The organism is Cupriavidus sp. 21MJTG02-4, assembly GCF_057798975.1.
Genome location: NZ_JBYOJP010000027.1, coordinates 46,096 through 57,782 on the forward strand (window position 1 = coordinate 46,096; position 11,687 = coordinate 57,782).

Sequence of the window (11,687 nt, forward strand, 5' to 3'; positions counted from 1 at the left end):
CTAAGGCGTCTAAGGGTTTAGCCTAGTATTGGACGACACCCGGGTCTAGAATGCAAATTCATTTATTGCATTCATTTATCTCATCGTTGCATGAATTACACAATCCGGCAGCTGCGGGTGTTCCTCGCCGTGGCGGAGAAGGGCGGATTTAGCCGGGCGGCCGATGCCATCGGCCTGACGCAATCCGCGATCAGCCGCGGCGTTGCGGAGCTTGAAACGGCACTTGGCGTGAAACTGCTGGATCGCACTACCCGGGAAGTCGTACTCACCCCGGCGGGCCATGCTCTCGCGCCGGCCCTGGAGCGGCTGCTGGGCCAGTTGGACGACACGCTCGAAGACACCCGCCAGCTTGGCGAGCACTATCGTGGTCGTGTGGTGATCGCTGGCGCCCCTACGATCTCGGCGCGGCTGATGCCGATGGTTGTCTCCGCATGCGCGGCGCAATACCCGGAAATCCGCCTGACCGTGCGCGACAACGTGCAGGCCGATGGCCTGGAGCAGGTGCGTGTCGGCGGCGTGGATTTCGGCGTGCTGATCGACCCGCTCGTGCACGAGGGACTGACCATCGAGCCGCTGGTGACCGATCCGTTCTGCTTCGTGTGCCGGCGCGACCATCCGCTCGCGCAGGAAAAGACGGTGCCGTGGGCGGCGCTGGACGGCATGCGGCTGGTGCTGCTGGACCTCGCCTCGGGCAGCCGGCCGCTGATCGATCGCGTGTTCGGGCGCCACGGCATCGTGCCGCGGGTGATTCAGGAAATGGGGCACTCGGCGAGCGTGTTCGGCATGGTGGAGGCCGGCATCGGCGCCTCGGTGCTGCCGACCTACTCGCTGCCGCTGCCGGCGGCGTCGCCACTGGTATGGCGGCCGCTGGTGCCGCGCGAAGAACGCCGCATTGTCATGGTGCGGCGCGCGGATCGCTCGCTGTCGCCGGCCGCGGCGGCGGTATGGTCGCTGGTCCGCAATCTCGGCATCGCGGCAGCCGGGCCGGAGCCGGAGGCCGCCTGAGCGGCCTCGGTGTCTTCAGCGTGCCCGGGCGGTGACCATGACCGCTTCCAGGTCGAAGCTGCCGTCCGCCTGTACGCGATAGTGCTCGCGGACTTCGGCGGGCGCCACCTGCCACAGGTGGCGGATGGCTTCGACCGCCACCGGCGCGGTGCGCATGCGCGTGACCCAGCTCTGGAACTCGATGCCGATGCGCCAGACCGGCGAGACGCCGATTTCATCGGCCGCGAAGCCCGCCGACGCGAACATCGCCCGCCAGGCCGGGCCGGTGTAGTCGCGCACGTGGGACGGATCGCGCAGCAATTCGACCGATTGCAGCCACGTGTCGCGCAAGGGATCCTCGGCGCCCGCGATATCGATCAGCACGACCTTGCCACCCGGCTTGAGCACGCGGCGCATCTCGCGCAGCGCCGCCGGCACATTGCGCCAGTGGTGGGCGCTCATGCGCGACACCACGGCGCAGAACGTGCCGTCTTCGAACGGAAGCGTTTCCGCGGCGCCCTGGCGGGTCACGACGTTGGCGAGGCCGCGTTCGCGCGCGGCGCCTGCCACGACGTCGAGCATTTCCTGCGACAGGTCATACGCCGTGACCCTGCCGGCCACGGCCGCGGCGGCGAAGCTCGCATGCCCGGCGCCGCAGCCGAGGTCCAGCACCGTGCTGGATGCCCGCTTGTCGGCCGGGATCAGGTCCGCCAGCTCCTGCCTGAGTTGTTCCAGGTCCGCCCCCTGCGCGTGGACGGCACTGGTGAGGTAAGCGCTGGCGGTGGCGCCGAACTGGGCCGCGACGAGTTCCTGTTGTTGCATGACTGGCTCCTGAACCGGCTGCATGCCGGTCTTCTGGTGATCGGGGACTTGCCCGCGGTGCGGGTTCCGGACTACTGTAGGGCGATCGTTTTCCCGGTACAAGTCACCGTTTTATCCTGGTATAAGACGCACCAGCCTATGGTCGAATCTCCTTCAGACACCTTTTCACCGCCGGATCATCCTTCAGAGCCGGGCACGGCCGCGATGGTCACGCGCGAGGCGGTACTCGGCGCATTCCTGCGCGCCCACCGTGAACGGCTGGCGCCCGACGACGTGGGCCTGCCGCCTGGCCGACGCCGCCGTACGCCGGGCCTGCGCCGCGAGGAAGTGGCCCAGCTGGCCGGCCTGAGCGCCACGTGGGTGACCTGGCTGGAGCAGGGGCGCCCGGTCGCGTTGTCGGCGCGGGCGCTGGCCAGCCTGGCCACCGCGCTGCGCCTGTCGCGGGCGGAGCGCGCCTACCTGTTCGAATTGGCCGGGCGGCGCGATGCGCAGCAGGCCGGCACCGAGGCGGTTCCCCCGGCAGTCATGGCCAGCGTGCATGCCATCAACGGCCCGGCCTACCTGCTCGATCGCCAGTGGAACGCGCTGACGTGGAACGAGGCCGCGGCGCGGCTGTTCGTCGGCTGGCTCGATGCCGACCACCCCGAGCGCAACCTGCTGCGCGCGATGTTCCTGTCCGCGCCGCTGCAGGCGCTGGTCGAAGACTGGCCGCACCGTGCCGGCCGCCTGGTGGCGGAATTCCGCGCGCACAGCATCCGCCACGCGGACGATGCACCGATGCGTGCGCTGATCGAGGGCCTGATGATGGAAAGCCCGGCCTTTCGCGCCGCCTGGCAGTCGCAGGATGTGGAAGACCGGGAAGGCGGGCGCCGCGGCTTCCACCATCCGGCGCTCGGCGCGCTGCAGTTCGAGCAGCTCACGCTGTGGCCGGCGGCGGCGCCGGGATTGATGCTGGTGATGCTGCTGCCGGCCTGAGACCGCAGCAGTGGGGAGAGCGGACGCTTACTTGGGCTGCATCCGGATCGCGCCGTCAAGGCGGATCACTTCGCCGTTGAGCATGGTGTTGCCGATGATGGCCTGCGCGAGCTTGGCATACTCGGCCGGGCGGCCGAGGCGCGACGGGAACGGCACCATCTTGCCGAGCGCGTCCTGGACATCCTGCGGCATGCCCAGCAGCATCGGCGTCTCGAACAGGCCCGGGGCGATCGTCACGCAGCGCACGCCGTCGCGCGACAGGTCGCGCGCGATGGCCAGCGTCATGCCGACCACGCCGCCCTTCGACGCCGCATAGGCGGCTTGCCCGATCTGGCCGTCGAACGCCGCCACCGAGGCGGTGTTGATGATCACGCCGCGCTCGCCTTCGGCATCGGGCGCGTTCTGCACCATGGCTGCCGCCGCCAGCCGGATCATGTTGAAGGTGCCGATCAGGTTGACGCGGATGGTCTTGTCGAAGGCATCGAGCGGATGCGGGCCGTTCTTGCCCACGGTCTTGCTGGCGACGGCGATGCCGGCGCAGTTCACCAGCCCCGCCACGCGGCCCAGCGCCTGTGCAGCGGCCACGACGGCCTGGCCATCGGCTTCGGAAGCCACGTCGCACTTGACGAAGGTGCCGCCCAGCTCCTGCGCGAGCGCATTGCCCGCGGCCTCGTTCAGGTCGGCAATGACGACCTTGCCGCCGGCCTCGGCCACCATGCGCGCGGTGCCGGCGCCCAGGCCCGACGCGCCGCCCGTAACGATGAATACATTGCCCTGGATGTCCATCTGCTGTCTCCTCTGTGATCAGTCGCGGTGGCAACTGCCGTTTACGTAAACGTCAACTCCCGGGCTATTGTACGGAGCCATGCGCAACTGGCAAGAGGGGAGGCCATGCCTCGTCAGAAACAAAAAAGCGACCCGAAGGTCGCTTTTTTGTGATGGCTCAAGTGCCGGGGCTTACTTCAGTGCCTCGAACGCGCGCGCGGTGATGCTGTCGACGTCGCCCATGCCCTCGATCTTGCGGTACTTGGGCGGCGCCACCTTGGCGGTGCTGTCGCCCTTGGCGGCCCACTCCGAGTAGTAGTCGACCAGCGGACGGGTTTGCTGCGAATAGACGTCCAGGCGCTTGCGCACGGTGTCTTCCTTGTCGTCGTCGCGCTGGATCAGCGGCTCGCCGGTCTCGTCGTCGACGCCTTCCGCCTTGGGCGGGTTGAACTTGACGTGGTAGGTGCGGCCCGATGCCACGTGCACGCGCCGGCCGCCCATGCGCTCGATGATGGCATCGAACGGCACGTCGATTTCCAGCACGTAGTCGATCGCGACGCCGGCTTCCTTCATGGCCTCGGCCTGCGGAATGGTGCGCGGGAAGCCGTCGAACAGGTAGCCGTTCTTGCAGTCGGCTTCCTGCAGGCGGTCCTTGACCAGGCCGATGATGATGTCATCCGACACCAGTCCGCCCGCATCCATGACCTTCTTGGCTTCCACGCCCAGCGGCGTGCCTGCCTTCACCGCGGCGCGCAGCATGTCGCCCGTGGAGATTTGCGGAATGCCGAACTTCTCGCAGATGAACTTGGCTTGCGTGCCTTTGCCGGCGCCAGGCGCGCCCAACAGGATCAAACGCATTTACGGGTCCTCAGAGTTTTGAATCTGGTGTGGCGGGAGACGAGAACGAGGGTAACGCCGTAACTTGACGCAGGACTTACTGCGCGCGCTTGGATCAGGTCACGTGGTCGGCCGGTGCGGCGCTGCGGAACGCGGCGCGGGTCACCGGACGGGCTCTATCTGTATCTCCCCACCGAGCCTTGGCCGGCCAGCGCATTCTGGTGCGCCATTCCGACGGCTCTGTATCGGCAAGCATTATGCCATGAGGCGCAGAGAATCCGGCCCGAAATCGGGCCGATTCCTGTTGCAGGTGTATGAACCCCAACGCAAAAGCCGTCGCCGCGCAACAAAGTGGCTCAGGGACCTTCCTGCGCCATGCCCTGGGCCCACAGCGCGCGCACGCGCTCGAGGTCGGCCGGCGTGTCGACGCCCGGTGCCGGCGCGGCGGCCGTTTCGAGCACGGCGATGCGCTCTCCATGCCACATGGCGCGCAGTTGCTCCAGCGCCTCGGCCTGCTCCAGCGGCGCCGCGGCCAGCGTCGGGAAGCGGCGCAGGAAGCCGACCCGGTAGGCATACAGGCCGATATGGCGCAGGACCGGCATGGGCGGCAGCGGCACCTGCGCCATCGAGGCGGGTACCGCGGGGACGCCGGCCCAGTCGTCGCGCGACCAGGGAATCGGCGCACGCGAGAAGTAGAGCGCACGGCCGGCGGCATCGCAGACCACCTTGACCACGTTCGGGTTGAAGACCTCGGCCACCTCATGCAGCGGATGGGCGGCGGTCGCGATGGCGCAGTCGGGATGGTGCGCCAGGTGCAGCGCGACATCGTCGATCAGTTGCGGGTCGATCAGCGGCTCGTCACCCTGCACGTTGACGACGATGGCGTCGTCGGGCAATCCAAGCCGGGCCGCGACTTCGGCCAGGCGGTCGGTGCCCGACGGGTGGTCGGCGCGCGTCAGCACGGCCTCGATGCCATGCGCGGCGCAGGCTTGCGCCACGGCCGGCGCGTCGGTGGCCACCACCGTGCGCCGCGCCGACGAGGCATGCGCGCGTTCGGCCACGCGCACGACCATCGGCCTGCCGCCGATATCGGCCAGCGGCTTGTCCGGCAACCGCGTCGACGCTAGCCGCGCGGGAATGACGACGGTGAAGGCGGGAATGCTCATGATGCGGGTCTCAGCCAGCCCGGGGCGCATCGGGGTCGATCACGCGGCCCGGCACCGACTGGCGGGCCTCGTCGGCCAGCATGACGGGAATGCCGTCGCGGATCGGGTAAGCCAGCTTGTCGGCGTGGCAGATCAGTTCCTGCGCGGCGCGGTCGTATTCCAGCTTGCCTTTGCAAAGCGGGCAGACCAGGATTTCAAGCAGCCGGTTGTCCATCTCGGGGTTCCTTGTTGGGGCCGGTGGCGCCGCCCGATGCGGACGCCGGCGCGGCCGGGATGCGCGCCTGCACGGCGCGGCGGATCTTGTCGACCAGGCCCGCGTCGATCACGGGCGTGGTGGGGACGACCCAGATGCGCGGATCGTCGAATCGCTCGCATTTTACGGCATCCTTCTCGGTGATCAGGATGACGTCGGCGTCGAGCGCGTCGGGGTTGCCGGCGAACGGGTCGTCGGCGAAATCGTAGTGGTCGGGCAGCGGCAGCGTCTTCGGGCTCAGGCCGGCGCCGCGCAGGCTGGCGAAAAAGCGCTCCGGGTTGCCGATGCCGGCCGCGGCCAGCACGCGGCGCCCGGCAAAGGCACTGACGGGGCGCGCCATGGCGGGGTCGTTGAGCTGCCACGCATCGTCGAGTTCCAGCCGCATGCCATAGACATCGGGCCGGTCCGGCGTGGCGCGGAAGGTCGGGTCGTTGATCAGCGTGGCGTCGCGCGGACGCGAAAGCGGCTCGCGCAGCGGCCCGGCCGGCAGCAGCAGGCCGTTGCCGCCCATGCGGGCGTCGAACATCACGATCTCGAAGTCGCGCTGCAGGCGGTAGTGCTGCAGGCCGTCATCGAGCAGCAGCACGTTGACGCCGGGATGCGACACCAGCATGGTCTGCGCGCACAGCGCGCGGTCGGGGAACACCCAGACCGGCACGTCGGCCGCGCGCGCGATCAGCAGCGGTTCGTCGCCGACGTCCGATGCCTTCGACGTCGGCTTGACCCGGCGCGGATGCTTGAGCGTGACGCCATAGCCGCGCGATACCACGCCGGGGCGCAGGCCGGCCTCGGTCAGTGCCTGCGCCAGCGCGATCACGGCCGGCGTCTTGCCGGTGCCGCCCACGGTCACGTTGCCGACCACGATCACGGGCATCGGCAGCCGCGTGGACTTGAACCAGCCATGCAGGTAGCCATGGCGGCGCACGCGCGCGATCAGGCCGAACAGCAGCGAGAACGGCAGCATCACCCACGCGAACCAGCCGCGGCGCTGCCACTGGGCGGTCACGAAATCGGCAAAGTCATGGCGCGGAACGGACATGGGAGGGCAAGGGGAGGGTTGGTTGGCTGGCGCCGTGGCCAGCCGGACGCGCACATTATGGGCATTGCCGTGCGCATGCGGCAACCCCGGGCCCCTTGTCCGGCGGGGCCCGATGCTGGTAGCGGTCAGCGCGGCTGGGCGCTCTGCGTGGCGAAGGTCAGGCGTGACAGCCCGGCCAGGCGCGCGGCTTCCATCACGTTGATGACGGCCTGGTGCGTGGCCTGGGCATCGGCGTTGACGATGACCACCGGCGGCTGGCCACCCGTGCTGGGGCCGGCCGCGGCGCGCAGCTGGTCCGCCAGGCTGGTCACGTCCTTCTGCTCCAGCACCTGCTTGTTAACGGAGTAGACGCCGCGCGAAGACACCGACACGACGATTTCCTGCGGGCGCTGCTGCGCGCGCTCGGCATCGGCGGTCGGAAGCTGGATCTGCAGCTCGGTGTAGCGCGAGTAGGTGGTCGTGATCATCAGGAAGATCAGGATCACGAGCAGCACGTCGATGAGCGGAATCAGGTTGATTTCCGGCTCTTCACGCCGCTGGCGGGAACGGAATTGCATGGCGTGGTCCCGGCGCTCAGCCGCGCCGTTGCGGCAGGATGGCGTCCAGGAACGCCGTGGCGCGGAATTCCAGTTCGGCCACGTAGTCGTCCACGCGGCGGCGGAAATAGCGCCAGAAAATCAGGGCGGGAATCGCGATGATCAGGCCGAAGGCGGTGTTGTACAGCGCCACCGAGATACCGTGCGCCAGCTGCTCGGGATTGGCGCCCGTGCCGCCCTGGCTGCCGAAGATCTCGATCATGCCGATCACCGTGCCCAGTAGCCCCATCAGCGGCGCAACCGAAGCGATGGTGCCGAGTGCGTTCAGGTAGCGCTCCAGCTCATGGGCGACCACGCGCCCGGCTTCTTCCACGACTTCCTTGGCGGCGTCGCGCGAGGTATGCGGCTGCAGCACCACGTGGCGCAGGCCCGCCGCGAGCACGCGACCCAGCGGCGAACTTTGCTCGAGCGTGTTGACCACCTCCGGCGTGGCGCGGCGTTGCTGCGCGGCCGACAGCGCCTCGTCGTAGAGGCGGGCCGGAAGTACCTTGCTGCGCTTGAGGGTCAGGAAACGCTCGACGACCAGTGCCAGCGCAATTACCGAAGCGAACAGCAGCGGCCAGATCGGCCAGCCGGCCGCTTGAATGATCGAAAACAATGGGACCCCCGAATCGACAACCAGGAACGACAACCAGACACGACAAGACAACGACCGGCTTTATATGGCAGGCCTTGGATACGCGCACACCGAGGCTCTGCACGCAGCGGCACTGCTCCGAAAATCAGGCAGCACTCTAACCCGCGCCATGGCGCGCGGCAAGACGCTGTCAAAGGGTGTCTCGGCCGCGCATCGGTGCGGTGGCGCACACTTTCCACAGCCAGGCGGGACAGGATTGTGGATGGATTGTGGAAACCCGCCGGACAAGCACGCTAAGCCGTTGATCCTTAAGGGCAAAGGAGGTGCTGCCTGTTTTTTGTGCAGATGGGGTCTCACGGCCTTTATTTGGCTGTGGATAGCGCTTTCTGAGCCTTGGGAGGGGTTTACCCGCTGCTTTCCACACGGTTGCAGGACAGGATTGTGGACGGCCTGTGGAAATTGTTCTGAGAAGACGCCTAAGTCATTGATTTTAATGAAGAGCCATCCTGTCGCCTAAAAAATAGGCAATGTGGCGCGCAACAGGCTCGCGACCTCCGCTGCCGTTGCCGCGATCCATGTCGGTCTTTTTCCACACGCCGCAAGGAGAGCATTGTGGACGGGTTGTGGACAACCTCTGGAGATCGGCCTTAACTCATTGATTTGTCGGGCCTTCGCTGTCGTTGCCAAAAAAATAGGCAGTGACACGCGCCCACACGCTCAAAACCGGCGAGTGGCCCCCGCGATCCATCCTGTCGACGGGGTGGGAGGCATTGGACCGGAACAGGCGGCGAACGCTACACCTTTTCGTCACTTGCGCCGGATAACTCTCTTTTATCCAGAGATCCTGTGGATAACTTTGTGAACAAGCCCCGGACGCACCCCTGTAAGTGGTTGACGCGTAAGGAAATTGGTTACATTGCCTAATTTTTGTTGCGGTCTGAAAATTCATAAGAATCAAAGAGTTGTACCTATTCATGCGGACTTCGGCAGTGGTCTGCGACAACATAACTGCCCTCTTGACATAGCCGTTATGCTGTGGACATGTCCAACCCACGCCGCACGCACGGCGACGCCCCATGCCAGAGCCGCAGAACTTCTCGCGCGAATCGTCCTCTATGCCCGCCCGCAATCCGCGCGAAGCGATTCCCGTCGGCGAGTTGAACCACGCGATCGCGACCATGCTCGAGCGCGGATTTCCGCTTACGTGGGTGCGCGGCGAAATCTCCAACTTCACCCGGGCCTCCAGCGGCCACTGGTATTTTTCGCTCAAGGACGCGCGTGCGCAGATTCGCTGCGTGATGTTTCGCGGGCGCAACCAGCATGTCGATTTCACGCCCCGTGAAGGCGAGGCGGTGGAAGTGCGCGCCGTGGTCACGCTGTATGAAGCGCGCGGCGACCTGCAGCTCGGGGTCGAGGCCATGCGCCGCGCGGGCCTTGGCAATCTTTACGAGGCGTTCCTGCGCCTGAAGGAGAAGCTCGCCCAGGCCGGGTTGTTCGCGCCCGAGCGCAAGCGGCCCGTGCCGACGCATCCGCGTGCGATCGGCATCGTGACTTCGTTGCAGGCGGCCGCCTTGCGCGATGTGCTGACCACGCTGCGCCGGCGCGCGCCGCATGTGCCGGTGATGGTCTATCCGGTGCCGGTGCAGGGCGCCGGCGCCGCGCAGAAGATTGCCGACATGCTTGACGTGGCCAGCGCGCGGCGCGAATGCGATGTGATCATCCTGTGCCGCGGCGGCGGCAGCATCGAAGACCTGTGGTCCTTCAACGAAGAAGTGGTTGCGCATGCCATTGCACACTGCGCGGTGCCGGTGATCTCCGGCGTGGGCCATGAAACCGATTTCACCATTGCCGATTTCGTCGCCGACGTGCGCGCGCCCACGCCCACCGGCGCGGCCGAACTGGTCAGTCCGGACCGCGGGCATCTGCTGGCGCTGACGCGCCGCGCCGGCGATGGCCTGGTGCAGTCGATGCGACGCGAACTGGACCGGCGCGCGCAGCATCTGGACTGGCTCGCGCGCCGGCTGCGCAGCCCGCAGGCGCAACTGCAGGAGCGGCGCGCGCGTGTCGACAATCTGGCGCGACACTTGCGTGCGGCATTGCGGGAGACCGTGGTGGCGCAGCGCCACCGCCAGCAGCTGCTCGCCATGCGCTGGACGGCTTGCCGGCCCGACACGGCGGCGGCCAGCGTCGACGTCGCGCGGCTGGCGCAGCGCATGCGGGCTGCGGCGGCCCGCCAGCAGGAGCGGCAGGCGCAGCGCCTGGCACGTGTCGCTGGCGCGCTGGAATTGCTGGCCCCGCAACGCACGCTGGAGCGCGGCTACGCCGTGCTGCTCGACCAGCGCGGACACGCCCTGCGGTCGCCGGCGGAACTGCGTCCCGGCAGCGTGGTGGAGGCCCACCTGGCCGATGGTGTGGCCGACGTCGCGATTGCCGCCGTACAAGCCAAGCTGGGCGGAATCTGAACCCTGACCGACCCGGCGCGGACAAACTAACATGACCTCAGGGGGCTTTGCGCCGCGGTTTGCGTGGGTCTTGCAAGTCTCCTACAATCGGCAATTCCCGGCCGCAACACCCGACCACAACCCCAACCCACAGAGACAGAACAATGGAACACAAGCTCCCCCCGCTGCCGTACGCGCATGATGCCCTGGCTCCGCACATCTCCAAGGAGACGCTGGAGTTCCACCATGACAAGCATCACCAGACCTACGTCACCAACCTGAACAACCTCATCAAGGGCACCGAGTTCGAGAACGCGACCCTGGAAGAGATCACCAAGAAGTCGTCCGGCGGCATCTTCAACAACGCCGCGCAGGTGTGGAACCACACCTTCTACTGGGAATCGATGAAGCCCAACGGCGGTGGCCAGCCGACTGGTGCGCTGGCTGACGCCATCAATGCCAAGTGGGGCTCGTTCGACAAGTTCAAGGAAGAGTTCACCAAGACCGCCGTCGGCACGTTCGGCTCGGGCTGGGCCTGGCTGGTCAAGAAGGCCGATGGTTCGCTGGACCTGGTGTCGACCTCGAACGCCGCCACCCCGCTGACCACCGACGCCAAGCCGCTGCTGACGTGCGACGTGTGGGAACACGCCTACTACATCGACTATCGCAATGCCCGTCCGAAGTACGTCGAGGCATTCTGGAACGTCGTGAACTGGGACTTCGCCAGCAAGAACTTCGCCGGCTGAGATCGGCTGCGTGCTGACGCGATGAGCACATGAGGCTCCGACCGTTCAGTGCGGGCCTCGGCATTGAAAACAAGCCCTCGACAGCGAGGGCTTGTTTTTTTTGTCCTTAGGTGAATTGGGGGGCGTCGTTCTTGGCAAGCGCGGCTGTTTCGCCGGCGTAGCCGGCGACTTACTTATATGAACGCGCCCCGGTTTGCAAGGTAAGGCTGATCATTGTTGGCTAGAGCAGGACTGGTTGCAGACTTATATCCGGCCTTGCGTTGCAGGCGAACCTGCGGGCCTTCATGGATATCCGCCGGGAGCGTCCCCTATCTCTTTGTCGTGCTTAAGGGCACCTGTAAGTCGTTGGGCTTACGCTGCCGCGGTCCGACCTGTCTTGCCATGATGCTCATCTCACCGTCGCAACCTGTGAACGGTCCTGCAACTCTTCCCTGCAAGCGGCCTGCCCTCAGGCAGGCCTGACCGAGACATAGTCTCGGTCATAAG

At 66.8% G+C, this 11,687-nt stretch carries 12 protein-coding genes; 4 read left to right on the top strand and 8 right to left on the bottom strand.

The window, feature by feature from the left end:
- Nucleotides 1-90: 90 nt before the first annotated feature.
- Nucleotides 91-1,005, top strand: coding sequence for a LysR family transcriptional regulator (locus AC3FKH_RS32300; RefSeq protein ID WP_488679679.1), 915 nt, complete (start codon nucleotides 91-93; stop codon nucleotides 1,003-1,005).
- Nucleotides 1,006-1,020: 15 nt separating this feature from the next.
- Here the strand turns inward: AC3FKH_RS32300 and AC3FKH_RS32305 are convergent, their stop codons facing one another.
- Nucleotides 1,021-1,806, bottom strand: a complete 786-nt coding sequence (locus AC3FKH_RS32305) for a class I SAM-dependent methyltransferase (RefSeq protein WP_488679680.1) — start codon at nucleotides 1,804-1,806, stop codon at nucleotides 1,021-1,023.
- A 204-nt stretch (nucleotides 1,807-2,010) separates the two neighbouring features.
- Between AC3FKH_RS32305 and AC3FKH_RS32310 the strand changes: the two genes are divergently transcribed.
- Nucleotides 2,011-2,781: a helix-turn-helix transcriptional regulator gene (locus AC3FKH_RS32310; protein WP_488679689.1), complete on the top strand. Its 771-nt coding sequence runs from the start codon at nucleotides 2,011-2,013 to the stop codon at nucleotides 2,779-2,781.
- 27 nt (nucleotides 2,782-2,808) lie between these two features.
- Here AC3FKH_RS32310 and AC3FKH_RS32315 read toward each other — a convergent pair whose 3' ends face one another.
- The 7 genes from AC3FKH_RS32315 to AC3FKH_RS32345 form a co-directional block, all read right to left on the bottom strand.
- Entirely contained in the window at nucleotides 2,809-3,567 is a 759-nt protein-coding gene (locus AC3FKH_RS32315; RefSeq protein WP_483710560.1) for a 3-hydroxyacyl-CoA dehydrogenase, read from the bottom strand.
- A 171-nt stretch (nucleotides 3,568-3,738) separates the two neighbouring features.
- Nucleotides 3,739-4,404: an adenylate kinase gene (adk, locus tag AC3FKH_RS32320; RefSeq protein WP_488679681.1), complete on the bottom strand. Its 666-nt coding sequence runs from the start codon at nucleotides 4,402-4,404 to the stop codon at nucleotides 3,739-3,741.
- A gap of 335 nt (nucleotides 4,405-4,739) precedes the next feature.
- Entirely contained in the window at nucleotides 4,740-5,549 is an 810-nt protein-coding gene (gene kdsB, locus AC3FKH_RS32325) for a 3-deoxy-manno-octulosonate cytidylyltransferase (protein WP_488679682.1), read from the bottom strand.
- Between the two features lie 10 nt (nucleotides 5,550-5,559).
- Complete coding sequence (locus tag AC3FKH_RS32330) at nucleotides 5,560-5,763, bottom strand: Trm112 family protein (RefSeq protein ID WP_483710563.1); 204 nt, start codon at nucleotides 5,761-5,763, stop codon at nucleotides 5,560-5,562.
- Nucleotides 5,744-6,841, bottom strand: coding sequence for a tetraacyldisaccharide 4'-kinase (gene lpxK / locus AC3FKH_RS32335; RefSeq protein WP_488679683.1), 1,098 nt, complete (start codon nucleotides 6,839-6,841; stop codon nucleotides 5,744-5,746). The genes AC3FKH_RS32330 and lpxK overlap by 20 nt, the downstream gene beginning before the upstream one ends.
- A 125-nt stretch (nucleotides 6,842-6,966) precedes the next feature.
- Nucleotides 6,967-7,398, bottom strand: a complete 432-nt coding sequence (locus AC3FKH_RS32340; RefSeq protein ID WP_488679684.1) for an ExbD/TolR family protein — start codon at nucleotides 7,396-7,398, stop codon at nucleotides 6,967-6,969.
- 16 nt (nucleotides 7,399-7,414) lie between these two features.
- Nucleotides 7,415-8,035 (bottom strand): MotA/TolQ/ExbB proton channel family protein, encoded by a 621-nt coding sequence (locus AC3FKH_RS32345; RefSeq protein ID WP_488679685.1) that lies wholly within the window; start codon nucleotides 8,033-8,035, stop codon nucleotides 7,415-7,417.
- A 1,055-nt stretch (nucleotides 8,036-9,090) separates the two neighbouring features.
- Between AC3FKH_RS32345 and xseA the strand changes: the two genes are divergently transcribed.
- A complete protein-coding gene (gene xseA / locus AC3FKH_RS32350) occupies nucleotides 9,091-10,476 on the top strand; it encodes an exodeoxyribonuclease VII large subunit (RefSeq protein WP_488679686.1) in 1,386 nt (461 codons plus the stop codon).
- 143 nt (nucleotides 10,477-10,619) lie between these two features.
- On the top strand, nucleotides 10,620-11,201 hold the full coding sequence (gene sodB, locus AC3FKH_RS32355; protein WP_483710568.1) for a superoxide dismutase [Fe]: 582 nt from the start codon (nucleotides 10,620-10,622) through the stop codon (nucleotides 11,199-11,201).
- The last annotated feature ends 486 nt before the right edge of the window (nucleotides 11,202-11,687 follow it).